The organism is Gillisella terrae (genome assembly GCF_004801395.1).
GTDB classification, from domain to species: Bacteria; Pseudomonadota; Alphaproteobacteria; order Rhizobiales; family Rhizobiaceae; genus Allorhizobium; species Allorhizobium terrae.
Window position 1 is genome coordinate 1 of sequence record NZ_SSOA01000004.1, and the last position, 24639, is coordinate 24639.

Below are 24639 nucleotides of genomic sequence, written 5' to 3' on the forward strand. Positions count from 1 at the left end.
AGTTCAATCTGGTGTTCTCATATCAAAACGTGACCGTCATTGTCTTCTATCAGCGAAAGCATCTCTGCTCCCACCAACGCAAAACCGCCGTCCACGTTTCTCTTTCTTCTCATCTTCAATTGTCAAAGAACCGACGATAAAAAACCGTCAAAAATCTCTTCACCCGAAAACCGAAATTTCCGAAAAGACAGACCGTTGAGGCCATTCTTTTTAGTGAAACACAGTCAACAAAACAACTCGTCGCTCTCGCGCCGCCGCCCCGTCTGCTGTGAAGCGGTTTCTAGGACCAACGCCCCACCAAGTCAACACACATCGTTATAAAAATATCATATTTCATATAAACTAATGGTTTTATAGGATAAAATAAGGACACTTTTTGCTAAAAGTGAATGCAGCGCCGCCACCTTGGTCGAGTACGGGCGCGACAAACTGCATAAATTAGGGGCAATCTGCTGAAAAAATGTTGAGCTCACTGCCTAATTAAGAGGATTTAAGGTCGCCTGCCACCGAATGTTCATATTCGCATGATCTGAGAAAGCTCACAGTAAGGGTATGAGAGTTGGGATTTGCCGGATAATCCCGTTTCCAATTCAATGCGGGTTTGACAGATGGCGCGCAAGCGGGCAGATGTTTATATATGGTAAAAATGACCTCTGAGATTGGAATAGAGCCGCAACAGCAGTATTGCGAAGGGCACAGACGGAGTTGGTGCGGCTGATATGACGTCTGACAACAACCCTACTCGCCTTCTCGGAACCGAGCCGCCTCTTTTGGCAGATGGTTGGCGCGTGCCTGATCGCCGTGAAATTTCCCTTCGCTGGCTGACCGGAACATTCCTGACCGGGATTACCTCTTCTGTGCTGATGGGGGTTGCGCTTTTTGCGGCTCTTGATGGTCGTCAGCAATTGGCCATTCCCGCCGAGGCTTACGCGCTGGGCGATATGAAATTGCGCGATACCGATAGTTCGCAAGGCGTTCAGCGCGGCGGCAGGCTTATTAATAACGTCATATCGTCGAAGGCCGCCAGCCGTTCAGTGTTGAATGTTTCCACAATGAGCCGGGTGGGTGACAAGGACGTCATCAAGCGCCAGCCCTTTACGCATCTGCGTATGCTGATATCCTCAGGCCTGCCCACCCAGGAAAGCTATCCTCCGTTCGATCCGCTGACGATTTTCGGCAGTGATGATGCGACCGTTAGCCCGCGGACCGGAACGATCTATGGGTCCAACGTGGATTCTGAGGTCAGTCTCAAAACGGTTCCCTTTCCAACATCGCAGTTGGGATTCAAGCTGGCACCGGGCATGAGCTCGGATGAAGTGGAAGAAAACGTCCGCTCCAATGGCTCTTTGCTGACAGAAGGAACATCCCAGGTTTCGGCGCTTTATTATGTTGATCCTCAGCGTTTTGCCGATACCGAAGGCGATCTCGATATGAATCCGGGATTGGAGGCGCGCGTTGTCGAGCAAAACCTCTCGGTTGCCGCCCCGGACCCCGTGACACCTGAAACAGAACAATATGCCGACGACATTATTCCGATCCGCCGTGAGCAATCAATCAACGCGGCATTGACAAGCTCCGGCTATCCTTCGGCCAAAGCACAAGCGATTGCGGACAGCCTGAGCGAAAAGCTCGACTCCCCTAATCTTAAAGCAGGCGATGTTTTGCGCATTGGCATTATTCAGCGCGGTGAACAGGCCCGTGTTGTCCGCTTCAGTGCTTATCGCGATGGTAAGCATCTTGTGACCATGGCGGTCGACGACAAGGGGCAGCTTGTGGAGGGCGATGCACCGCCGATGCTGGATGCGGTGACAACCGCATTTGATGAAAACAGCCCGGCGATAACCAGTGGCCGCGATACGCCAAGCATTTACGATGGTATTTACCGCGCAGCGCTGTCTTATGGCATGGGCAAGAGTTTGACAGCCCAAGTGGTGCGGCTGCTTGCCAGCGGGTTTGATTTGCAGTCTCCGCTCAAGCCCAGTGACGGTATTGAGGCGTTTTATTCTGCCGCAGATGAAAGCGGCAAGGCGGGGCCGGATTCCGAATTGCTGTTCCTGCGCGCCCGGTTTGGTGAAACGACAACGGCGCTGTACCGGTTTCAGGATCCCACCGACGGCTCGGTGGACTATTACGACAAAAACGGCAAAACCAATCGCCAGTTCCTGCTGCGCAATCCGGTGCCCAATGGCGTATTCCGCTCTGGTTTTGGTATGCGCCGTCACCCCATTCTTGGTTTTGCGCGCATGCACACCGGTGTCGATTGGGGCGCGCCGTCAGGATCGCCGATTGTTGCGGCTGGGAGTGGTGTGGTTGAAAAAGCTGGCTGGGATTCCGGTGGCTATGGCAATCAAACCATTATCCGCCATCCCAATGGCTACGAGAGCTCCTACAATCATCAAAGCGCGATTGCCAAGGGCGTTGTTGCGGGTGCAAAAATCAAACAAGGCCAGGTCATCGGCTGGGTCGGCAGCACCGGCGAGTCGACCGGACCCCATCTTCATTATGAAATTATCGTCAATGGCACCAAGGTGGACCCCATGAAAGTGCGTCTGCCAGATGGAAAGTCTCTTGATGGCAAATTGCTCGCCAGCTTTGAGGCCGAGCGCAAGCGCATTGATGATTTGCTGTCCAGCGATGAGAAAAATCGCCAGCTTGCTGCGAACAATTGAGCACGGCGGCGCGTGGTACTGTAACAAAAACGGCGGCTCTGGGCCGCCGTCAGACTGCTGACAAACCCTAAATTTATCCTCGACGTCATGCTCGGCCCTGTGCCGAGCATCTAACCACGCTAATTTCACAAGCAAAGTCAATTGCTTATCCAGCCACGGCAGACCCTCGGGACAGGCCCGAGGGTGACGAAACGTCGAGCGAGAGGTTTGTCAATAAGCTGACGGCGGCTCTGGGCCGCCGTTTTCATGCTTCGAATAAGCGCAGGCTTAGGCGGCCTGCTCCAAGGGTTTCGCCGCTGAAATCAACAGCCGGTCAGAACCTGCTGTGATTTTCACGGCTGCTCCATCCAGCACATGACCTGCCAAAATCTGCTCGGCCAGCGGGTCTTGCAGATATTTCTGGATCACGCGCTTCAATGGCCGTGCACCGTAAACCGGATCATACCCTTTATCGGCCAGCCAGTTGCGGGCATCGGGTGCCAGATCAATGGTGATCTTGCGCTCAGACAGAAGTGTGACGAGCCTGCGCATCTGAATGTCGACAATCGTGCCCATTTCGCTGCGGCGCAGACGATGGAACAGGATGATCTCATCCACACGGTTGAGGAATTCAGGCCGGAACGAGGCTTTCACAACATCCATCACCTGTTCGCGAACACTCTCAATGTCGTCATTTTCACCCACGCTGGTCAGGTAATCCGCACCCAGATTGGAGGTCATGATGATGATCGTGTTCTTGAAGTCCACCGTGCGGCCTTGGCCATCGGTCAGGCGGCCATCATCCAATACCTGCAAGAGCACATTGAACACATCGGGATGGGCCTTTTCGATCTCATCGAACAGGATGACCTGATAAGGCTTGCGCCGCACAGATTCCGTCAACGCGCCCCCTTCTTCATAGCCGACATAGCCGGGAGGTGCCCCGATCAGCCGTGCCACGGAGTGCTTTTCCATATATTCCGACATGTCCAGCCGAACCATGGCGCTCTCGTCGTCAAACAAGAAGCGGGCCAGCGATTTGGTCAGCTCGGTCTTACCCACACCGGTTGGGCCCAAGAAAATAAACGAGCCAATCGGTCGGTTTGGATCTTGCAGGCCCGCCCGCGAACGGCGCACGGCACGCGATACCGCCTGCACCGCATCACCCTGCCCGACCACCGATTTGGCCAACTCGTCTTCCATCCGCAACAGCTTGTCGCGCTCACCTTCCAGCATCCGATCCACCGGAATACCGGTCCAGCGGGAGACGATATGGGCGATATTGTCCGGCGACACCACTTCCTGCACCATGCTGGCATGGCCGGAACTATCGTTCGCTTCAGCTTCCACAATCTTCTTTTCCAGATCAGGAATGACACCATAGGCCAATTCACCAGCGCGCTGAAACTCGCCTTGACGCTGGGCAATCGCCAGCTCATTGCGGGCTTCATCCAATTGGCGTTTCAGGTCAGCGGCCAGACCAAGCTTTTGCTTTTCCGATTGCCAACGCGCCGTCAGAGCATCCGCTTCCTCTTCGATAGAGGTGAGTTCGGCCTCCAGCTTGGCCAGACGATCGATCGACGACGCGTCTGTTTCCCGTTTCAGGGCTTCGCGCTCGATTTTCAGCTGCATGATGCGGCGATCCAGCTCATCCAACTCTTCCGGCTTGGAATCCACCTGCATTCTCAGGCGCGATGCGGCCTCGTCCATCAGGTCAATTGCCTTATCGGGCAAGAAGCGGTCGGTGATATAGCGGTTGGAAAGGGTTGCAGCCGCCACCAGAGCCGAATCGGAGATCCGGACCTTATGGTGCTGCTCGTATTTTTCTTTCAAACCGCGCAGGATCGAGATCGTGTCTTCGACCGTTGGCTCGTCTACCATCACTGGTTGGAACCGCCGGGCAAGGGCCGGATCTTTTTCCACATGCTTGCGATATTCATCCAATGTTGTGGCACCAACGCAATGCAGCTCACCACGGGCAAGGGCTGGCTTGAGCAAATTCGACGCATCCATTGCGCCATCGGCTTTGCCCGCCCCCACAAGCGTGTGCATTTCATCGATAAAAAGAATGATATCGCCGTTCTCGGACTGAACTTCGTTCAAAACCGCCTTCAGGCGCTCTTCAAATTCGCCGCGATATTTGGCACCGGCAATCAGCGCACCCATATCCAGCGCCATCAGCTTCTTGTCTTTCAGGCTTTCCGGCACGTCACCATTGACGATACGCAGCGCCAGACCTTCGGCAATCGCGGTTTTACCCACGCCAGGCTCACCAATCAACACAGGGTTGTTCTTGGTGCGGCGCGACAGCACCTGGATGGTGCGACGAATTTCATCGTCACGGCCAATCACGGGGTCCAGTCGACCTTCACGGGCTTCCTCTGTCAGGTCGCGCGCATATTTTTTCAGCGCGTCAAAGCCCTGTTCCGCATTGGCACTATCAGCCGTGCGGCCTTTGCGAACGTCATTGATAACCTGATTGAGCGCATTCGCGGTCACACCACCCTTTTTCAGGCTGGCAGAGGTGGATGCAGATGTCTCAATGGCCAGAGCCAACAACAAGCGCTCGACCGTGACAAAGCTGTCGCCCGCCTTTTTGGCCGCATCTTCCGCCGTGGTGAACACTTTGGCGAGCGGCTGAGACAGATAGACCTGTCCATTGCCACCAGACACTTTTGGCAGCTTGGCCAGCGCTACATCATTGGCCAGACGCACTTCTTTCGGATCACCGCCTGCGCGCGTGATCAGAGAAGAGGCCATGCCCTGCTCGTCATCCAGCAGCACTTTCAGCACATGTTCAGGCGTAAATTGCTGATGCCCTTCAGACAGGGCATGGGTTTGGGCGGACTGCAAAAAGCCGCGCACGCGCTCGGAATATTTTTCGATGTTCATCGTCGCTCTCCGTTTTCCAGACTGCCCAAAGCGGCACAGTCCGGTTGTTGAGGATAGACCCCCTTATCAAGGCAGGCCCTTTGGTCGAAACCCTGGACTGAAACCAAGAGAATGGCGTTTCTTCAATCCGTTGGCCTTGATATGGGGAGGGAATTTTCCCCTTTAAAGAGCAGTCTAGCGTAAAAAATACGCGGCCGATTGACTACTGCATAATTCCTTAAATCGGAATCGATTTAAGGTGAAAATTATGCAGCAGATTTAAAAATGCTACAGCGTCCTTTGTGCGCCATATTTGGCGCACGGCGCTGTAAGCGCAAATCCAACACAATCGGCCCAAAAATCAGGACCACCAAAAGCAACGGCGCGGCCCATCAAAAGACAGGCCGCGCCGCTCAACACTATCATGCCTGCGCAAAAGCAGGCTTATTCAGAGGTCACTGTTGCCAATGCTGGTGCTTCACCGGCATCCGAACCGGCATCGCCAGCCTCACCTGAGGCATCACCATCGGTGCGGCGCGGACGACGTGGGCGCGCGGCGGCAGCGCGACGACGCGGTGCGGCGCGCTCCTTCTTGCCAGCTTCCGCCTGCTGCGCTACTTCTTCGGCAGCAACAGTTGCTTCAACGGGGGTATTTTCAATAATCGGCTGTGGACCGCTACCGGCAATTTCAACATCAGGCTGACGCTGGGGCCGTGGTTGACGTTCCGGCTGGGATTGACGTTCCGGCTGAGGCTGGCGCTCCAACGGAGGCTGCGCTTCGCCTTGGGCCTGCGCAGACGGCTGATGTCTTTGCCGTGAAGGATGCTGCGGGCGTGGCTGATGCTGAGGACGTTGCTGGCGAACCTGCTGCTCTGGCGCGTTGTGTGCGCTGCGCTCCATGATCATGTCCTGATCATCGCCGTCATTCTCGTTGTCATTGTCGATGTCGTTATCAGCGTTTTCGCGCTCATGATAATCGCGATCATCGCGCTGAACGCGCTCCTGCATCTGGGCCTGCGCCGATGCGATAATGCGATTATAATGTTCTGCGTGCTGCAAATAGTTTTCAGCCATAACCCGGTCACCGGAGCTTTGCGCATCACGGGCGAGGGTCATGTATTTCTCCGCAATATGCTGCGCGGTACCACGGATTTTAACGTCCGGACCAGAGCTGTCATAGCTGCGTGTCAGCGGGTTTCCGCCTTTACGATTAAAATTATTATTGTTGCCGTTGCTGCCACCGCCGCCACTGCTACGCCCCCGACTGCGCTTGTTTTGCTGTCCTGGCCTCATCGATTACTCACCTGATTTCTGTCTTGCTGATATGAGGGCGACACGGCCTGCTCGTGTAAAATTCGAGCTCAGGCTGCACGTGCCACGGTGCCTATTGCGCCATCGCACCATTCTGCCGCTGGTGAACATTAAATTATCTGATCCACGCACCGAGATCACTTCGCGCTGCAAACGTCTCCAAGGAGAATAATGTTTGAAGTCGACCCAGACCCAAACGAATCTTAGTTCGTTTCCTGCTGCCCAGTGTGTGCCCGCAACCTATCTCGCTTCTTTGCGAAAACCAAGCCTTTTCTTTGTTGAAAATAAACTTCCTTGAAGCTCTGCCCGTTGCAACGCAAAAACTGAGTATAACTCCCTCTTTTCAAAGGGCAATATGCCTGTTTCTTTCCGTTTGAAACTAGGACTTCGGGCGGAATATCAACACCCGATCCTGGCCGCCATGGTCACATTTTGCCTCCAGCAGCATAAACCCGTGGCTTAAAAACAACGCGCTCACACTGTCTTTTTGATCAAAGCCAATCTCCAGCCCAACAATGCCATCGGCCTCCAGATGAGCACTGGCACCTTCGGCAATGGCGCGATAAGCATCCAAACCATCGGCCCCGCCATCAAGGGCGGCCATGGGATCAAACAAGCGCACTTCCGGCTCCAGTTCCCCAACCACCCTACTGGTAATATAGGGTGGATTTGACACGATCATGTCAAATCTTGCCTGCACGGCCTCAAACCAATTGCTGTGGAGCGTGTGAAACCGCCCATCCAATCCGTGCAAAGCAGCGTTCCTCTCCGCCGTTTCAAGCGCTTGCTCGGATATATCCGTGGCGAGGGCAGCCGTGCCCGGACATTCGCGCAAGAGTGCAAGCGCAATCGCCCCCGTGCCGGTGCCCATATCCATAAAACGCGCCGTGCCTTTGGCAGCCACCATCGCCTGAAGATAGGGCAAAAGCCCCTCAACCAGAATTTCCGTATCCGGGCGCGGCTCCAGTGTGGCAGGCGACAGGGCAAGATCCAGCCCGTAAAATTCACGCTTGCCCAAAATGCGATGAACCGGCTCACGATTCAGACGCCTTTGCACCACCGCCTCAATCAGATCGCCCTCTTCCTCGGTAACACTTCGCTGATCATCGACCACAAGATCGGTCATCGACAGGCCGAGCAATCCGGCAATCAGCACCCGTGCGTCCGTTGCCGCAGTGTCGATACCAGCCTCAGAAAAACGCCTTCTGACGGAGACAAGCGCCTCGTGCAACGTCAACGGCGCGCTCATCCGACATTTTCACCAAGCTGGGCAAGTTGCCCTGCCTGATAATCATTGATCAGCGCATCAACCACTTCATCAATCTCACCCATCATCATCCGGTCAAGCTTATAAAGTGTCAGATTGATCCGATGATCGGTGACACGCCCTTGCGGAAAATTATAGGTGCGAATGCGCTCAGACCGATCACCGGAGCCGACCTGGCTTTTACGATCAGCAGAACGCTCGCTCTCGGCACGTTGCCGCTCAATATCGAACAGCCTTGAACGCAGCACCTGCATGGCCTTGGCGCGGTTTTGGTGCTGCGATTTTTCAGAGCTGGTCACCACCAGACCGGTGGGCAGATGGGTAATGCGCACCGCCGAATCGGTGGTGTTGACGTGCTGACCACCGGCACCGGAAGAGCGCATGGTATCGATGCGGATATCCTCGGGCCGAATTTCAATATCAATATCTTCCGCCTCCGGCAAAACCGCAACCGTTGCTGCCGAGGTGTGGATGCGCCCTTGCGTTTCAGTATCGGGAACGCGCTGAACACGATGGACACCGGATTCGAATTTCAGCTTGGAAAACACACCGCGGCCAGAAACCGTGGCAATGATTTCCTTGAAACCGCCCGCATCGCCCTCACTGGCCGACAGAACCTCGACTTTCCAGCCTTTGCCATTGGCAAAACGCTCGTACATGCGAAACAGATCACCGGCAAAAAGGGCGGCTTCCGAGCCGCCAGTGCCTGCTCGAATTTCCAGAATGGCGCTCTTTTCGTCGGCGGCATCCTTGGGCAGAAGCTGAATCTGGATTTCTTTTTCCAAAGCCTCCAGCCGTTCTTCCACCTCGGGAAGCTCCATTTCGGCCAGATCGCGCATCTCGCGGTCGGTCGTCTTGTCATTGAGAAGCGCTTTGAGATCGTCCACTTCGCGCTCAGCCAAAGCGTATTCACGAATGGCTTTGACCACCGGCTGCAACTCGGAATATTCCGAGGCCAGCTTCACGTAAACATCCGCCGCAGGCCCCGCAGACATGCGGGCCTCGATCTCACCAAACCGGCGCTCAAGTTCACGCATTTTATCGACAGGAAGCTTCGCCACCCTTTACCCCAATTCTAAAGCACGATGCGCAGCCCATCCGTTTTGCGGGCTGCATAAGCACCATCTGAAAACACAAGATTGGCCCAAGACCGCCAGATGCAGCTCGGGACGTTCGCATTTTAGAGCGGCACGCCGTTCTCTTCGGCAAACCGCTTCAAGAAGTCGCGAATCGGCTCGCTCGGATTAACCTCATCCAGCAAAGCGTTCAACTGGCTCGACAGTGCGCCAATATCCAGCTGCAACATCATGGCCTTCACTGGACCAATCGCTGTGGGCGACATGGAAACCGAGCGATAGCCAAGGCCAAACAGCGCCATGGAGGACAGCGGCTTGCCTGCCATTTCTCCGCACAAGGTTACTGGCGTGTCGTGACGGTCAGCGGCGCGGACAATATCACGCAGGATGCGCAAAAATGGCCGACCGAGAATATCAAACCGGTCAGACACCCGCGCATTGCCGCGATCCACCGCCATGGAAAACTGGAACAAATCGTTGGAGCCGACAGACACAAAATCCACCTGCTGCATCAACTCATCCAACTGCCACATCAGGGCTGGCACTTCCAGCATCACCCCGAATTGCAGACGGCGCGGAAGACCATGACCGAACTTGGAAAGATGCTGCACTTCCTTTTGCAACAGCTCTCGCGCCAGTCTGATTTCTGCCACTTCGGTGATCATCGGCAGCATCATTTTCAATTCGCCGCCGGATGCCGCCTTCAAAAGGGCGCGCATCTGGGTGCGCAGCAGGCCGGGGCGATCCAGCGACAAACGAATGGCCCGCCAGCCAAGCGCCGGGTTTTCCTCTTCATGATTGCGGAAATAGGGCAACACCTTATCACCGCCTATATCAAGCGTCCGAAATGTCACAGGCGCGCCCTTGGCCTGTTTCAAAACATTGCGATACAGGCCTTCCTGCTCTTCGGCCTTGGGCATGGTCGAGGCAATCATAAACTGCAATTCGGTGCGAAACAGGCCAATGCCTTCAGCCCCGGATTCCACCAGTTGCGGCAGGTCCACCATCAAGCCCGCATTCATTTGCAGCTTGATGCGCTGACCGTCCTTACTGAGCGGTTCAACATCGCGCAGTGCGCGGAACTGTTCTTGCCTGCGCGCCCGCAGCTTGACCTTTTCTTCATAGGCCGACACCAGATCAGCCATGGGGCGCAAATGCACCTGTCCGTCATCACCATCAATGATCACGGCATCGCCATTTTCGGCCAGAGCAACCACGCCAGCCGCCTGCCCCACAACCGCAATGCCCATCGCGCGCGCGACAATCACCACATGGCTGGTGACGGCTCCTTCTTCCAGCACCAGACCGCGAATGTTCTGACGTGGATAATCAAGCAGTTCAGCGGCCCCCATGGCGCGGGCAAAAATAATGGCATCGTTCGGGAATGATTCGGAGCCGCTGCCGGAAAAGCCTGTCAGTTGGCGCAACAGGCGATTGGCCAGATCATCAAAATCATGCATCCGTTCGCGGATGTAAGGATCGGTCAGGCGCATCATGCGCGCCTTGGTGTCGCTTTGCACTTTTTCAACGGCGGCCTCTGCCGTCAAACCGTTGCGAATCGCTTCTTCCATGCGCCGCACCCAGCCCTGATCATGGGCAAACATGCGATAGGTTTCCAGCACCTCGCGGTGCTCACCTTCCATGGCAATTTCCCGGCGCGACAGCATGTCATCAATGGAAATGCGCAAAGATCCCAGCGCTTCGGCCATGCGCTGAATTTCGGTATCCGTGTCTTCATTGAGCAGATTGGTCACCACAATGCGCGGCTCATGCAGCACAACATGGCCAAGGCCAATGCCTTCGCTGTAGCTGTCCCCATCAATGGTGACAGATCGCGTCAGGTCCAGCTCCAAACCGGGCCGTGTAATTTTTTTCAAATCGCCCGTGGCAATCATTTCAGCCAACACCATGGCTGTTGTTTCCAGCGCTTCAAGCTCGTCTTCCCGATAGTTCCTCTGTGCTTTGTTCTGCACAACAAGAACGCCAAGACTGCGGCCAGCGCGCAAAATAGGTACGCCCAGAAAAGAATTATAAACTTCTTCCCCAGTTTCCGGCAGATAACGAAAAGCAGGATGAGCCTGCGCATCAGAAAGATTAAGCGGTTGGGCGGAAGCTGCAATGGTGCCGACCAGACCCTGCCCCATTTTCAACTGGGCCAAGTGCACAGCGTCGGGGTTAAGGCCTTCGGTGGCGTACAATTCCAGCACGCCATCCGATCGCAACACATACACGGAACACACCTCGGCGACCATGTTGCTCGCAATCTGGCGAACGATACGGTCAAGACGTTCCTGAGGCTCAAGAGGCTCCGCCATAATTTCGCGAAGCCGTTTGAGTAGGACGCGTGGACCCGCAGAAAGGTCTCTCATCGCGTGGGTGCTCCCGATATAAACAATCCGCCGACGCAGTGCCGGCGGCCATGATCATTATAGGTGGCAAATTCTTCGCCGATGATCAACTCTTATCGAGACCGTAGCAGGAATGCAAAGTGCGAACCGCCAATTCGGCATAAGGACCATCAATCAGGATTGAAATCTTGATTTCAGACGTGGTGATCGCCTTGATGTTGATGCCTTTTTCAGCAAGCGCCCGGAAGGCTGTTGCCGCAACACCCGCATGGCTGCGCATGCCGATGCCGATCACCGACACTTTCACCAGACCCTTTTCGCTCTGAATAACGTCAAAGCCGATCTTTTCCTTGTTATCGCCCAGCACCGAAAGTGCCTTGTCGATATCGCCTGATGGCACGGTAAAGGTCATATCGGTCTTGGAACCGTCTTCAGAAATATTCTGAACGATCATGTCGACATTGATATGCGATTCGGCCAGAGGGCCAAAAATGGCGGCCGAAACACCCGGACGGTCGGCGAGACGACGCAGCGAAATCTGGGCTTCATCCTTGGCATAGGCAATGCCGGTTACAACTTCCTGTTCCACGATCTCATCCTCATCGCAAATCAACGTTCCGGGCGGGTTCAACAGATCGCCCATGCCCGGCGCATCGGGATCTTCAAAGCTTGAGCGCACAAATGTGCGCACCTTATGCACCATCGCCAGCTCAACCGAGCGCACCTGCAACACCTTGGCACCCAGCGATGCCATTTCCAGCATTTCTTCAAAAGCCACTTTTTTCAGGCGGCGTGCCTTTGGCTCAATGCGCGGGTCCGTGGTGTAAACACCATCCACATCGGTATAAATATCGCAACGATCGGCTTTTACGGCTGCGGCAATGGCAACGGCTGACGTGTCAGAGCCGCCGCGACCCAGCGTGGCAATGCGGTTATCAGGCCCAATGCCCTGAAAACCGGCAATAACAGCCACCTGACCTTCGCCCATGCGGCGCACGATGTCAGAGCCATCAATTTCCTGAATGCGGGCAGCGCCATGGGCATTGTCGGTCTTGATGGCGATCTGCCATCCCTGCCACGAGCGGGCATTGACGCCGAGCGATTGCAGCGCAATGGCCAGCAAACCAGAGGTAACCTGCTCACCGGAAGCAACAATGGCGTCATATTCACGTGCGTCGTAGAAGGGCGAATCAGCACCTGCCACTTTCGGCATGTTCTGCACCCAATCCACCAGCTCATTGGTTTTGCCGGACATGGCCGAAACCACAACAGCAACTTCATGACCTGCATCAACTTCACGTTTCACATGTCGCGCCACGTTGTGAATGCGTTCCAGATTGGCGACGGATGTTCCGCCGAATTTCATCACAATGCGTGCCATGGCCTTGACCGTCTCGACCTCATCAATACGCCGCAAATTTCGGCTAAATCATTTTTCTGCCGTTTTTATAAGACGGCTGGCGGGCTTTTATCCAATTCGGCGTTGCTGCGCAACGACAAGTTCACAAAGCCGGACAGACAGGACGACACAAACGCTTTTGTCATCTTTTTACGATAAGGCCTACAGCCACAATTTAGTAAGATGGCATGCGACATAATACTTTGCCTTGACGAGCGCATAAAAAAGCGCTTCTCGAAAGCAAATGGAATAAACAGGCCGAAGAGTGGGAGAGTTGCATGGCAGCCAAGACAAACACCGAGATCGAGGAGAGCGCAGAAGCGCCGTCCAGTTCGGGGTGGCGCGCTGCATTGTCGAATCTGGCTCGACCCTTGGCAGCCATCTTCACATTGATCGTCTTTGCGGCGGTGGCCTATGCCATCTATCGACTGACAGAAGAAGTCAGCTATGATGACGTCGTGGCGGCGATGGCTCATACCGGCTACGATCAGATCGCGCTGGCGATTCTGTTTACGGCGTTGAGTTTTGGCACACTCTGTATCTATGACTGGAACGCTCTGGAGTTCATTGGTCGCAAACGGCCTGCCGCCGAAGTGGCCCTCACCGCCTTCAGCGCCTATGCGGTTGGCAATGCGGCAGGCTTTGGCATGTTGTCTGGTGGTGCCATTCGTTACCGCGCCTACTCGCGTGCGGGGCTTGCGCCTGACGAAATCGGCCGCATTGTCGCCTTTGTGTCCTTGTCCTTCATGCTCGGCCTTGCCGTCATCACAGCGTTGTCGCTTATTCCGATGTCATCGGAAATTGCGCCGCTTCTGGATATCACCCCGTTCTGGCTGCGCACCATTGCCATTGCCATTCTGGTGGGCTTTGCCGTCCTCATCATCATCGGTCAGCGCCGCAGCCTCACCTTTGCCGGCGTGACGCTGAGCCTTGCTGACACACCAACACTGTCGCGTCAGTTCATCATCACGGTTGCCGATCTCGCCTTTTCCTGCTCGGTTGTTTACGCGCTTTTGCCCACGCAGGCGGCCATTTCTTGGCCCGCGTTTTTTGCGATCTACTCGATTGCAATCGGCATTGGCGTGGCCAGCCATGTGCCCGGCGGCATCGGCGTGTTTGAAACCATTATCATCGCAGCGCTTGGCCCAACCACCAATATCGACGCCGTGCTGGCATCTCTGGTGGTCTATCGCCTGATTTATTATGTGCTGCCGCTGATCCTTGCCATCATTCTGGTCACCATCACCGAGTTGAGGCATTTTTCCAAAACACCCGCGCTGGCTGGTGTGGGACGGACCGCCACCCGTATTTCGCCAGCGCTTTTGGGTGCACTCACCTTCATTCTCGGGGCCATGCTGATTTTTTCCAGTGTGACCCCAACACCTGAGAGCAATCTGGAAATGCTGGAGGGCATCGTGCCTCTTTCCATCATGGAGAGTGCGCATTTCCTGTCAAGCATTATCGGCCTGTTTCTGGTGATTGCGGCGCGCGGTCTGGTGCAACGGCTTGATGGCGCATGGTGGGCAGCGGTGGTGGGTGCATCCATTGGCCTGATCCTGTCTCTTCTCAAGGCATTTGCCGTTTTCGAGGCTTCCGCACTGGCCGTGCTGCTGATTGGCCTGTTTGGCAGCAAACGCCTGTTTGTGCGCCCGGCCTCGCTGTTTCGGCAGGTGCTGACCTCGCCCTGGCTGATGGCCATTGCGCTGATCTGCATCTGCGCCTTTTTCATCCTGTTTTTCGTCTACCGTGATGTGGATTACAGCCGCTCGCTGTGGTGGGAATTCGAGTTCTCGGAAGAAGCACCGCGCTCCTTGCGCGCCATGCTGGGCCTGACAATTTTCTCCTCAGCGCTCGCCGTTTTCAGCATGTTGCGGCCTGCGGCCCCGGCGGTGACCCCGTCCAGCCGCGAGGAAATTGACAAGGCCGCCGTGATCGTCAACAGCCACGACGTGGCCGATAGCAATCTGGTGCGCACTGGCGATAAAGCCATCATGTTTTCGCCCGATGGCAAGGCGTTTTTGATGTATGGCAAGCAGGGTCGCTCATGGATCGCCTTTCTCGATCCGGTTGGCCCCAAGAAAGCCCGCGATGAACTGGTCTGGCAGTTCGTGGAAGAAGCGCGAACCGCAGGCTGCCGGGCGGTATTCTATCAAGCCTCGCCTGCGCTTTTGCCCGCCATTGCCGATGCGGGCCTGCAAGCCTTCAAGCTGGGCGAACTGGCCGAGGTGGACCTGTCGCGCTTTGACCTCAAGGGTGGCAAATGGGCCAATCTGCGGCAATCGGCCACCAAGGCCGAGCGTGATGGTTTGAGCTTTGAAATCATTTCGACCGAGGGCGTGCCTGCCATTCTGGAAGATCTGCGCGAGGTATCAAACAGCTGGCTTGCCCAGCATCGCGCCAAGGAAAAAGGCTTCTCACTGGGTGCCTTTACCGATGATTATATCCTCAGCCAGCCCGTCATTGTCTTGCGGTTTGAGGGAAAAATCGTCGCCTTCGCCAATATCATGGTGACAGATACCAAGGCCGACGCCTCGATTGACCTGATGCGATTTTCGCCCGAGGCTCCCAAAGGGGCAATGGACTATCTGTTTGTCAGCCTGCTCACCCATCTGCGCGGAGAAGGCTACAGACACTTCAATCTCGGCATGGCACCGCTTTCCGGCCTTTCGCGCCGCGACGTGGCCCCGGTTTGGGATCGTATTGCCAACACATTTTACGAGCATGGAGAGCGCTTCTATAACTTCAAGGGTCTTCGTGCGTTCAAGTCCAAGTTTCACCCGGAGTGGCAACCACGCTATCTCGCCGTATCCGGCGGGTTAAGCCCGGTGATTGCTCTTCTGGATGCAACTCTTCTGATTGGTGGCGGATTGAAAGGCGTGGTAAAAAAATGAGAATAACAACAGCACTTCTCACCTTCGGTCTCGCAACCGTGTCCTTGCTGCAAACAGCGCAGGCACAAGAGGCAAAATATGAAACCGGCACAATCCCCGATCCGGTGATTTCCTTGCCGGATGGCAAGCCCAAATCCATCGTGTTTCTGCTGTCAGACAAGGACGGCTGGAGCGACAAGATGAAGGCAGAAGAAGAGCGGTTGCGCGGCAATGGCTCCATCGTTGTCGGCATCGATACGCCCAAATATCTGAAATCGCTGGAAGCTGATTACAAAGCCTCGACCGACGAGGACAATTGCATCTACACCGTCTCGGATATTGAAGACCTGTCGCACCAGATTCAGCGCCAGTCCGGCGCAAACGACTATGTCCTGCCGCTTGTTGCGGGCATTGGCGAAGGCGGCACGCTGGCATTGGCCATTTTGGCGCAAACGCCCAACGCCACCATTGGTGAAACGCTGGCCGTTGATCCCGGCGATGTCATTCCCTTGCCAGAGCAGTTTTGCACACCCGCCAACAAAGTGGTCAAAGATGGTGGCATCGTCTATGGCCTGACCGATGGCGATCTGCCCGATCCGGCATCGGTGCGCTTTTCCACCACAGCCGATCCAGCCGGGCGTGCCCACGTTGCAGAACTGTTGAAGGACCATCCGGATATTGATGTTGGCGATACCCAGAAAGATGCTTACACAAGCCTCTCAAACGGCATTGACGACATGATCGCCGCAACCACCAAAGAGGCAGAGCCCCTGGGCCTGCCACTGACGCTTTTGCCCGTCGACAAGCCGAAATTCGACACGTTGGCCATCATTTATTCCGGCGATGGTGGCTGGCGCGATATTGACAGCGAAATCGGCTCCAATTTTCAGGAGGAAGGCCTGCCGGTGGTGGGCATCGACTCGTTGCGCTATTTCTGGTCGGAGCGCAAACCCCAGGAAACCGCTGACGATCTGGTGCGCGTCATCAACACCTTCACCAAGCGCTGGAAGGTGAAGCACGTGATGCTGGTCGGCTTTTCTTTCGGCGCGGACATCACCCCGCCGGTCTACAATTTGCTGCCGGCGAATGTGAAATCCAAGATCAGCCTGGTTTCGCTGCTGTCCATGTCCCATGCTTCGGATTTTGAAATCTCGGTCACCGGCTGGCTAGGTGCAAAGGGTGCGGGCAAAGAGGGCGACCCCACCAAGCAGGTGTCGAAAATGCCTGCCGGTCTGGTGCAATGCGTCTATGGTATCGAAGACATTGACGATGACGGCTGCCACAATCTTGATCCAACCAAGGTGGATATCGTCAAGCTGGACGGCGGCCATCACTTCGACGGCGATTATGATGCATTGTCAAAGATTTTGATTGATCGTCTGAAGACAAAGAAACTCGATTGATCCAATGAGATAATCAAAAAAGGGCCGCGATCATGCGGCCCTTTTTCATTTTCCTGAGCGTTTGTCTGTGGAAAGTAGACCCCAGCTTTACAGACTCTAACGTTCAATGCACGATACATCTCCGGGGCCACACACCGGGATTGGTCCGCCGCCGCGCGGGCGTCCTTCCGGGCGGCCGTCAAACTGGCGATCCGGACGGCGATTAAAATCCTCTCGCGGATCGTCGCGACGATCCTGATCACGCCTCGCCCTGAAATCATCTCGCTCGCGATGGCGATCAAAATGAGGCCCTGGCCGGTTCATATCCGGGCCGCGATCATCCGAGAAGCGTGGTGGTGGCCCATCACGATGCCAGACTGGCGGCGGCGGTGGTGCACGGCGCCAGCGATCCCGGTCACGGTAAAAATCACGGCCACGGTAATTGCGATCCCAATATTGGTCGATGCGGAACGTCACCGTGGGAATGCCCAGACGACCGTAGTAATCGGGATCGACATAAATCCGACGGCTGGAATATTGCGTCTGCAAATAGCTGCCGGAAATCCAGCCGCGATAGCCAGAATAACCAACATCGCACCAATTGGCAGACGACAGGCAGCCGAAAATATTGACGCGATTACCGGCTGGCACCACCAGAACCGGCGGATATTGCGTGCTTGGTCCCGCACGCAGATTAACATTGGCGGTGGCAATTGCCTGAGCGGCCTCGGCGATTGCGGGTGCAGCAACAGCCATCAGTCCTGCCAATGCAGATAGATAAACTCGTTTCATTCCATTTACTCCCTGGCCGTCCCTGACTTCGATTTTTGTCTATATGTCTCACAGCCACGCAATAACGTGCAGGTGGGGCGCTTGTTCCCGAAACGGCACGCTTATACGCTATAAGGAAGATTTAAATAACACTCGCGGGCTTTTTTGAGGCCAGGATCAATCGAGAGCGGAATCCGTAAGGCCCTCTGCATTTATTTGGCAGACAGAACAGGCATGGGACAGATCGAAGCAGATGCGCGGAAATTGCACGATCATCCTCTCCAACCCTTGACTTTATGCCCACTTCGTCCGACCTCACGGTCTATTGCATAGGTCAATAAACCAAAACCGGCTTATTGGCGTATTCAAGACCAATAGAGCTACAGAGACCCGGTGTGGGCCATGGATGGCACACGGCGCTGTAGACAGTCAGGAGACCCGCGATGAGTGACGCCGCAAAAACCACAATTGATCAGGCAGAGGTTGACCGTTTTTCCGCCATGGCCGCCGAATGGTGGGACCCGACCGGCAAGTTCAAACCTTTGCACAAGATCAATCCGGTGCGCCTCGCTTATATCCGCGATAAGGTCTCGGAAAATTTCGGACGCGATCCTCGCGCCCACCAGCCTTTGGCGGGGCTTCGCGTGCTGGACATCGGCTGCGGCGGCGGACTTTTGTCCGAGCCGATTGCCCGTATGGGAGCCGATGTGCTGGGTGCCGATGCATCGCCCAAAAATATTGGCATTGCCAGCACCCACGCAGCCCAAACCGGCGTAGCGGTCGATTATCGCGCTGTGACGGCCGAACAATTGGCAGCAGATGGCGAAACCTTTGATGTGGTGCTCAACATGGAAGTGGTGGAGCATGTGGCCGACGTCAACTATTTCATCTCCACCTGCGCCTCCATGGTGCGGCCCGGCGGCGTGATGTTGATCTCCACCATCAACCGCACCTTGAAAGCCCGTGCGCTTGCCATTGGTGCCTGCGAGTATATTCTGCGTTGGCTGCCCCGCGGCACCCATCAATATGAAAAGCTGGTGCGGCCGGAAGAGCTGGAAACGCCCATTCTCGGCGCTGGCATGGAAGTTTCGGAAAAAATCGGCGTGTTTTTTAACCCCTTCCTGAACCAGTGGAACCTGTCGTCAGACACCGATGTCAATTACATGATGCTCACCCGCCGTCCAAACACCACGGAAGGTTAAACCATGACCCCAAGAGATGTTGTCGCCTTCTGGCAAGAGGCTGGCCCAGAAAAATGGTTCAACAAGGATGACGCTTTTGATGAGGAGGTTGCGCGCTTGCTGGGTGATCTGCATTTTGCCGCAGCAAAAGGCGATTTGAAGAATTGGCAAGACACAGCACAAGGCACACTGGCGCTGTTGATTTTGCTGGATCAGGCACCGCGCAACATCTTTCGCAACAGCGCCCATTCCCACGCCACCGACGGACTGGCACGCCGCATCGCACAGGATGCACTCTCAGCAGGTTTTGATCGCGCAACCGAACAAAGCCTGCGGCTGTTTTTCTACCTGCCCTTTGAGCATTCAGAAGATCTTGCCGATCAGGACACATCCTTGCGTCTCTTTCAGTCCCTTTTTGAGGAAACTGGCCAGCAGGAAACGCTCGATTTTGCCGTTCTGCACCGCGATCTGATCAAACGGTTTGGCCGTTTTCCCCATCGCAACCGAGCCCTTGGCCGCATCACCACCCCGGAAGAACAGGCCTATCTGGATGAAGATGGTTTCAAAGGCTGATAGACGCCAAAGCTCGCAATAAATCCTGCTGGTTTTGAAGATTTTGTGTCGTCAACGCTTTCACCCGTGCCCGATCAAGCGTGTAGGGGGCACCACAAGGATCGAAGGCCTGCTTGAAAGTGAAAGCAAAGGCACTCGGCCCGTTATCAGCCAGATGTTCCAGCCGCTCCACCCCATCGTGCCATTGCGGCAAATCCCCAGCCTTGACCCAAAACAGAACCAGCGGCGGCCATTGCTGTTTAACATTCCAATGGCGGGCGTTTTTCAACGCCTCGGCGTGCACACCTGCGTAGGAAAAAGCCATCAGGCTTTCCGGGTCCGCCCAAAGCGAAAGGGATGATGGACCAGAGGTAAACCCGCTGCTCTCTATAAAACGCGGAAAAACTTGCACACCCCAACTGGCGGGTCCAGGCTCACCATCATAGCCAGAACGAGCGATATAGCCTTCCGCTCGAACTGCCGCTTCAAAATTCAAAGATTCCCGCCGAACAAATCCATCAATCGCCGGGTCACCGTAGGGGGCCACGTGCAAACCAAAATTATAGAGTGCGAGATGGTGATCGGCTTTCATCAATCAATTCACATCATCCGGCAAAATCGGCAGCGGTGCCACCTCAATGCCTTCGTCAATCAATGCATGCACGTCATCAGGGCTGGCATTGCCGATAATGCCGCGGGCTTCGGTCTCACCATAATGAATTTTGCGGGCTTCCTCGGGAAAGCGATCACCAACGTCTTCGCTATTGGCCTTCACGGCCGCAACAGCCTCTTTCAGCTTGATAAACGCTTCTTTCTGCACCTGATCGAACACCAGTTTCTGGCTTTCCTCCTTCTTGCGGGCCGTTGCCACAGAGGGAGCCATCAGGGTTTTGGAAATCGCACCTGACGCGCAAACGGGGCATGTCAGAAAGCCACTTTCCTTTTGCCGGTCAAAATCGGCACTTTCAGAAAACCAGCCTTCAAATTCATGACCATGATCACAAATCAGCGAATAGCGGATCAAACCGTCATCCCCCCTTTGGCCAGTGCGGGCAGAATATCGAGGTTGAAATCACGGCCATTTTTCAGATTTGGAATTTTCGCCCGCGAGGCCTTCACCACAGCCAGATCAATCTCGGCCATCACCACAGCCTCGCCCACAGCTGGGCCTTCCGCCAGAACCCTGCCCCAGGGGTCAATGATCAGCGAATGACCATAGGTTTCGCGACCGTCCTCATGCAGGCCAGCTTGCGCGGCTGCAATGACGAAGGCACCATTTTCAATGGCGCGCGCCCGAAGCAGAACATGCCAATGGGCTTCGCCGGTCTGGCGGGTAAAGGCGGCAGGCACAGTCAGAATTTCAGCGCCCGCCATGGCCTCGGTGCGAAACAGCGAGGGAAAGCGCACATCATAGCAAATGGCAAAGCCCAGCTTGCCAAAGGGCAGATCCACAATGCGAGCATCCTTGCCTGGCTCATAGGCCGCACTTTCACGCCAGCTTTCGCCATTGTCGAGGTCCACATCAAACATGTGGATCTTGTCATAGGTGCAAATCCGCTGACCATTGGGGCCAAACACAAAGCCGCGATTGGCAATTTTGCCGTCCGGGCGGGCAATGGCCGTAGAGCCAACATGGACGTGAATGTTCAGCTCACGCGCCAGTTCCGACGCGGTTTTGGCGATGAGGTCTGCGTCTTCGTCGCGCAGAATGGCGCGCAAGGCATCGCGATCACGCATCAAAGCGCCGGTCATTTCCGGTGTCTGCACGTAAACAGCACCGTCTGCTGCGGCCTGCCTTGCAAGCTTTACCATGGTTGCGGCATTTTTCTCCGGGTCCATGCCGGAGCACATTTGCAGCGCTGCAACTTTGATGGTCATGATCAATCCTTAATTTGCCAACATCGGATCAAGCTTATTTGCCCGATCCAGCGCATGCAGATCATCACAGCCGCCAATATGCTGGCCGTTGATGAAAATCTGCGGAAAGGTTGTGCCGCCGGACTTGTCCATCATTTCCTGGCGCAATTCAGCATTGCCCGTGGCATCAATTTCGGTGAAGTCTACACCCTTGGATGTCAAAAGCGATTTGGCGCGGCTGCAATAGCCACATCCCTGTCGCGTATAAATAGTCACGGACGCCATGTCGTCTCCGGCTCATGTGTGTAAGAACATCGGTTTGTCATGTTGATATAGTACCAGCAATCGCCATTGCAAAGGTCAAAACAGTCACCTCGGTTGCTCCCGCCCGCTTCAGCGCGCGGGTGGCAGCCTTGACGGTGGCCCCCGTGGTGTAAACATCATCAATCAGCACCAGACGGCGGCCCATAACCTCGGCGCGCCTTCGCTCCAGCACCCTGAAAGCACCGCGCACATTGTCCGCCCGCCCTTTCGCGCTCAGCCCCACCTGCTTTTGCGTGCGCTTGACCCGCACCAACGCGCCAGACACCATCGGCTTGCCGGAAAGGCGGGCCAGCGCGCGCGCTAACTCTGCCGATTGATTATACTGGCGCGAAAACAGCCGCCAGCGATGCAGCGGCACCGGCACAATCGCATCGGCCTCAGCCAGCGCTTCACGGCCGGCGCGTAGCATCCAGCCGGCCATCATCGGGGCCAGATCGGTGCGATCACCATATTTCAGCCGATGGACCAGATCGCGCACCGCGCCATCATGGGCGGCCACGGCCCGCAGCCGATCAAAGGGCGGCGGATCAGCAATCGCCTGGGCGCTGATCATGCCAGCCCCCGGATCATAGTTGAACGGCAGGCCCAGAACTTCGCAAAAAGGACGTTCGATAAAACGCACACTGCGCCAGCAGCCGGAACAGAGCGCTCCTCCTTGCCCAATCGGCAATCCGCAGGTGGCGCAGCCCGGCGGATAGACAATATCCCTCACCCCATGGGCGAATTTTCGCGCATGGTGCCATCCGCCTTGGAAAAGGCCCCTCCATTGCGCTGGATTTCGCCATTCAATCATCATGGCTCTATAGAGCAAGACCATGGATTTTGCGCAACCAACTTTCTTTCTTTGAGCGAGTGGCCTATAGCCTCGCTTGCTGCATAATTCCTTAGATCGCTTCCGATTTAAGGAATTATGCAGCAGGGGCGAGCATTGCTGAAAACCGGACAAGGACATGGCCATGGAGCAAATTTTTGATCCCGCACTGATCAGCAAGAACCGCGCGCGGGCCGCGCAGCGTGCAACGGCGGATACCGGATTCCTGCTGGATATTGTCGCCACCGAATTGGCAGAGCGTGTTGCTGTCGTTGAGCGGCAGTTTGATCAGGCGGTCGAGTTGCATGGTGCCGATGGCCGCACAGCCACGGCCTGTCTCAAAACTGGCCGTATCAAAAGCCTGAGCCGGGTGGAAACCGGCGATGTTTTTGCCAAGCCCGATGAAAAGATTATCCATGCGCCGATTGAGCACCTGCCGCTTGAAGAGCAATCCACCAATCTGTTGCTCTCGCCGCTGGTTTTGCATCTGGCCAATGACATGCCGGGTCTTTTGATTCAGATGCGACGCGCGCTCAAGCCCGATGGCCTGCTGCTGGCCGCTCTGCCGGGGGCTGGCACGCTGGCAGAATTGCGCGATGTGTTGCTGGCAACCGAGGTGGAGATGAGCGGCGGTGCCAGCCCGCGTGTCATGCCCTTTGCCGATGTGCGCGATATGGGTAGCCTCATGCAACGCGCAGGCTTTGCCCTGCCAGTGGTGGACATGGAAGAATACACCGTCCGCTACGATTCGATTTTTCCCTTGATGCGCGATTTGAAAGCCATGGGCATGGCCAATCCGCTTCAGGCCCGCAGCCGCAAACCGCTCAACAGAGCGTTTTTCATGCGGGCCGCCGAGCTTTATGCAGAACGCCATAGCGATCCTGATGGCCGCATTCGTGCCACCTTCTCAATCATCTACATGTCTGGCTGGGCACCGCATGAAAACCAGCCCAAGCCGCTCAAACGTGGCTCGGCCCGCATCAGCCTTGCCGACGCGCTCAAAGAGACCATGGATTCGCTTGAGGATAAAAATTAAGGCTTCGAACTGAGGCGTGGGGCCGATTTTCGGCCCCAGTTCAGGCCAGCGCGTTGCTGACCGTGGTGACAATAAAGTCAAACAAATTGTTCATGCCTTTATAATACTCGCCCAGCGCCAGATAGAGCGACACCGCAATAATGGCGGCCAGCAGGCTATATTCCACGGCCGTTGCGCCGCTTTGGCTCTGAATGAAACCGCGCAGCAGCATTGCAACATGGCAACGTCCGAATTGGCATTTGAACAGCATAATTCCCCCGGCAAACAGCTGCTCCGCGCAACGTGAGAGAAACTGTAACCCACAGAGAGTTACAGGGACGTTTATGCCATAAAAAGAATGCAATCGTGCTTTTTTATCTGTTCACGATAAATTTAGCAGCCACCATCGGCCGCGCTGGCACCAACAATGCACACGGCACCGGGCGTATCTTGCAAAACGCTGCGGCGGATTGTGTAGCGCTTGCCAGGCTCACCGGATGAGGTGATGGAGCCTGTGCTCATGCTATCCACAGAAGACGATGTGGAGGCCATCTGTGCTGAGCCGCTGGGATCGGACACCATAGGAGTTACCACCAGTGTCACAGCAACCGCTGCCACGGCAAAAAGCAGGGCGACATTGACCACCCCGATCCGACCAGATCTGGAAGCCGCACGTCGCGACTGCCGAACGTCCTTTCCAAAATCCTTATTTGTCATAGCAAACCCCAACATGCCCTCTTGCGAATGACCCGGCTCCGAACCGTCGAACACCACGAGATAACAGTTTCAAATTTCAACACGTGACAGCACCGTTGGTTTTATCAAACCCACAAACGACGCTACATAGGCTTCCATGCGCTGCATGATTTTTGAAAACCACGTCGATTTCAAAAATCATGCAGCGGCGAATCAGTTCGATAGCCGAAGCTGACCAAGCCTATATCGCTAGAATGCCG

General features: G+C 55.6%; 21 protein-coding genes. 7 read left to right on the forward strand and 14 right to left on the reverse strand.

Annotation, left to right across the window (positions count from 1 at the left end; translation table 11 throughout):
• Together E6C51_RS20065 and E6C51_RS09520 are read left to right on the forward strand one after the other, a co-directional pair.
• The coding region (locus tag E6C51_RS20065) for a hypothetical protein (protein ID WP_210234994.1) at positions 1–199 on the forward strand (199 nt) is incomplete at its 5' end.
• A gap of 520 nt (positions 200–719) precedes the next feature.
• Entirely contained in the window at positions 720–2669 is a 1950-nt protein-coding gene (locus E6C51_RS09520) for a M23 family metallopeptidase (protein ID WP_146934854.1), read from the forward strand.
• Between the two features lie 267 nt (positions 2670–2936).
• On the opposite strand, the gene clpB is transcribed toward E6C51_RS09520, so the two are convergent.
• The 6 genes from clpB to E6C51_RS09550 all read right to left on the reverse strand — a co-directional run bounded on the left by clpB (position 2937) and on the right by E6C51_RS09550 (position 12902).
• The gene (gene clpB, locus E6C51_RS09525; protein WP_190235798.1) at positions 2937–5540 is read right to left on the reverse strand and encodes an ATP-dependent chaperone ClpB; all 2604 of its coding nucleotides are present in this window, start codon (positions 5538–5540) and stop codon (positions 2937–2939) included.
• A 423-nt stretch (positions 5541–5963) separates the two neighbouring features.
• Positions 5964–6812, reverse strand: a complete 849-nt coding sequence (locus E6C51_RS09530) for a DUF4167 domain-containing protein (protein WP_146934848.1) — start codon at positions 6810–6812, stop codon at positions 5964–5966.
• A gap of 397 nt (positions 6813–7209) precedes the next feature.
• Positions 7210–8079, reverse strand: a complete 870-nt coding sequence (gene prmC, locus E6C51_RS09535) for a peptide chain release factor N(5)-glutamine methyltransferase (RefSeq protein ID WP_190235799.1) — start codon at positions 8077–8079, stop codon at positions 7210–7212.
• Positions 8076–9158 (reverse strand): peptide chain release factor 1, encoded by a 1083-nt coding sequence (gene prfA / locus E6C51_RS09540; RefSeq protein WP_190235800.1) that lies wholly within the window; start codon positions 9156–9158, stop codon positions 8076–8078. The genes prmC and prfA overlap by 4 nt, the downstream gene beginning before the upstream one ends.
• A gap of 119 nt (positions 9159–9277) precedes the next feature.
• Positions 9278–11542: a phosphoenolpyruvate--protein phosphotransferase gene (ptsP, locus tag E6C51_RS09545; RefSeq protein ID WP_146934839.1), complete on the reverse strand. Its 2265-nt coding sequence runs from the start codon at positions 11540–11542 to the stop codon at positions 9278–9280.
• An 85-nt stretch (positions 11543–11627) separates the two neighbouring features.
• Complete coding sequence (locus E6C51_RS09550; RefSeq protein WP_190236018.1) at positions 11628–12902, reverse strand: aspartate kinase; 1275 nt, start codon at positions 12900–12902, stop codon at positions 11628–11630.
• 296 nt (positions 12903–13198) lie between these two features.
• Between E6C51_RS09550 and mprF the strand changes: the two genes are divergently transcribed.
• The gene (gene mprF / locus E6C51_RS09555) at positions 13199–15811 is read left to right on the forward strand and encodes a bifunctional lysylphosphatidylglycerol flippase/synthetase MprF (protein WP_146934836.1); all 2613 of its coding nucleotides are present in this window, start codon (positions 13199–13201) and stop codon (positions 15809–15811) included.
• Positions 15808–17193, forward strand: a complete 1386-nt coding sequence (locus E6C51_RS09560; protein WP_190235801.1) for a virulence factor family protein — start codon at positions 15808–15810, stop codon at positions 17191–17193. The genes mprF and E6C51_RS09560 overlap by 4 nt, the downstream gene beginning before the upstream one ends.
• A 96-nt stretch (positions 17194–17289) precedes the next feature.
• On the opposite strand, the gene E6C51_RS09565 is transcribed toward E6C51_RS09560, so the two are convergent.
• Positions 17290–17964, reverse strand: coding sequence for an SH3 domain-containing protein (locus E6C51_RS09565; protein WP_190235802.1), 675 nt, complete (start codon positions 17962–17964; stop codon positions 17290–17292).
• A 422-nt stretch (positions 17965–18386) separates the two neighbouring features.
• On the opposite strand from E6C51_RS09565, the gene ubiG reads away from it, so the two are divergent.
• On the forward strand, positions 18387–19145 hold the full coding sequence (ubiG, locus tag E6C51_RS09570; protein ID WP_190235803.1) for a bifunctional 2-polyprenyl-6-hydroxyphenol methylase/3-demethylubiquinol 3-O-methyltransferase UbiG: 759 nt from the start codon (positions 18387–18389) through the stop codon (positions 19143–19145).
• 3 nt (positions 19146–19148) lie between these two features.
• Positions 19149–19697, forward strand: a complete 549-nt coding sequence (locus E6C51_RS09575) for a DUF924 family protein (RefSeq protein ID WP_190235804.1) — start codon at positions 19149–19151, stop codon at positions 19695–19697.
• Here E6C51_RS09575 and E6C51_RS09580 read toward each other — a convergent pair.
• The 5 genes from E6C51_RS09580 to E6C51_RS09600 are packed head-to-tail and all read right to left on the reverse strand — an operon-like array spanning position 19687 to position 22674.
• On the reverse strand, positions 19687–20268 hold the full coding sequence (locus tag E6C51_RS09580) for a DUF3291 domain-containing protein (RefSeq protein ID WP_190235805.1): 582 nt from the start codon (positions 20266–20268) through the stop codon (positions 19687–19689). The genes E6C51_RS09575 and E6C51_RS09580 overlap by 11 nt on opposite strands.
• A 3-nt stretch (positions 20269–20271) precedes the next feature.
• Positions 20272–20700, reverse strand: a complete 429-nt coding sequence (locus E6C51_RS09585) for a DUF1178 family protein (protein WP_190235806.1) — start codon at positions 20698–20700, stop codon at positions 20272–20274.
• Entirely contained in the window at positions 20697–21554 is an 858-nt protein-coding gene (locus E6C51_RS09590; protein WP_190235807.1) for a carbon-nitrogen hydrolase family protein, read from the reverse strand. The genes E6C51_RS09585 and E6C51_RS09590 overlap by 4 nt, the downstream gene beginning before the upstream one ends.
• Positions 21555–21563: 9 nt before the next feature.
• A complete protein-coding gene (gene grxC / locus E6C51_RS09595) occupies positions 21564–21818 on the reverse strand; it encodes a glutaredoxin 3 (RefSeq protein ID WP_190235808.1) in 255 nt (84 codons plus the stop codon).
• Between the two features lie 37 nt (positions 21819–21855).
• Positions 21856–22674: a ComF family protein gene (locus E6C51_RS09600; RefSeq protein WP_230987181.1), complete on the reverse strand. Its 819-nt coding sequence runs from the start codon at positions 22672–22674 to the stop codon at positions 21856–21858.
• 139 nt (positions 22675–22813) lie between these two features.
• On the opposite strand from E6C51_RS09600, the gene E6C51_RS09605 reads away from it, so the two are divergent.
• On the forward strand, positions 22814–23704 hold the full coding sequence (locus tag E6C51_RS09605) for a methyltransferase domain-containing protein (RefSeq protein WP_190235809.1): 891 nt from the start codon (positions 22814–22816) through the stop codon (positions 23702–23704).
• Positions 23705–23744: 40 nt separating this feature from the next.
• Here E6C51_RS09605 and E6C51_RS09610 read toward each other — a convergent pair whose 3' ends face one another.
• Together E6C51_RS09610 and E6C51_RS09615 are read right to left on the reverse strand one after the other, a co-directional pair.
• Positions 23745–23954, reverse strand: a complete 210-nt coding sequence (locus E6C51_RS09610; protein WP_146934799.1) for a Flp family type IVb pilin — start codon at positions 23952–23954, stop codon at positions 23745–23747.
• A 122-nt stretch (positions 23955–24076) separates the two neighbouring features.
• Complete coding sequence (locus E6C51_RS09615) at positions 24077–24400, reverse strand: hypothetical protein (RefSeq protein ID WP_146934796.1); 324 nt, start codon at positions 24398–24400, stop codon at positions 24077–24079.
• Positions 24401–24639 lie beyond the last annotated feature (239 nt).

Excerpts from the sequence above, each read along its gene's own strand:
- E6C51_RS09530 (WP_146934848.1), bottom strand. The coding sequence starts at position 6,812 with ATGAGGCCAGGACAGCAAAACAAGCGCAGTCGGGGGCGTAGCAGTGGC.
- E6C51_RS09560 (WP_190235801.1), top strand. The coding sequence starts at position 15,808 with ATGAGAATAACAACAGCACTTCTCACCTTCGGTCTCGCAACCGTGTCC.
- E6C51_RS09610 (WP_146934799.1), bottom strand. The coding sequence starts at position 23,954 with ATGCTGTTCAAATGCCAATTCGGACGTTGCCATGTTGCAATGCTGCTG.
- E6C51_RS09590 (WP_190235807.1), bottom strand. The coding sequence starts at position 21,554 with ATGACCATCAAAGTTGCAGCGCTGCAAATGTGCTCCGGCATGGACCCG.
- E6C51_RS09605 (WP_190235809.1), top strand. The coding sequence starts at position 22,814 with ATGGAGCAAATTTTTGATCCCGCACTGATCAGCAAGAACCGCGCGCGG.
- ubiG (WP_190235803.1), top strand. The coding sequence starts at position 18,387 with ATGAGTGACGCCGCAAAAACCACAATTGATCAGGCAGAGGTTGACCGT.
- ptsP (WP_146934839.1), bottom strand. The coding sequence starts at position 11,542 with ATGAGAGACCTTTCTGCGGGTCCACGCGTCCTACTCAAACGGCTTCGC.
- clpB (WP_190235798.1), bottom strand. The coding sequence starts at position 5,540 with ATGAACATCGAAAAATATTCCGAGCGCGTGCGCGGCTTTTTGCAGTCC.
- mprF (WP_146934836.1), top strand. The coding sequence starts at position 13,199 with ATGGCAGCCAAGACAAACACCGAGATCGAGGAGAGCGCAGAAGCGCCG.
- grxC (WP_190235808.1), bottom strand. The coding sequence starts at position 21,818 with ATGGCGTCCGTGACTATTTATACGCGACAGGGATGTGGCTATTGCAGC.
- E6C51_RS09600 (WP_230987181.1), bottom strand. The coding sequence starts at position 22,674 with ATGGTCTTGCTCTATAGAGCCATGATGATTGAATGGCGAAATCCAGCG.
- E6C51_RS09565 (WP_190235802.1), bottom strand. The coding sequence starts at position 17,964 with ATGAAACGAGTTTATCTATCTGCATTGGCAGGACTGATGGCTGTTGCT.
- E6C51_RS09550 (WP_190236018.1), bottom strand. The coding sequence starts at position 12,902 with ATGGCACGCATTGTGATGAAATTCGGCGGAACATCCGTCGCCAATCTG.
- prmC (WP_190235799.1), bottom strand. The coding sequence starts at position 8,079 with ATGAGCGCGCCGTTGACGTTGCACGAGGCGCTTGTCTCCGTCAGAAGG.
- E6C51_RS09615 (WP_146934796.1), bottom strand. The coding sequence starts at position 24,400 with ATGACAAATAAGGATTTTGGAAAGGACGTTCGGCAGTCGCGACGTGCG.
- E6C51_RS09520 (WP_146934854.1), top strand. The coding sequence starts at position 720 with ATGACGTCTGACAACAACCCTACTCGCCTTCTCGGAACCGAGCCGCCT.
- E6C51_RS09580 (WP_190235805.1), bottom strand. The coding sequence starts at position 20,268 with ATGAAAGCCGATCACCATCTCGCACTCTATAATTTTGGTTTGCACGTG.
- E6C51_RS09575 (WP_190235804.1), top strand. The coding sequence starts at position 19,149 with ATGACCCCAAGAGATGTTGTCGCCTTCTGGCAAGAGGCTGGCCCAGAA.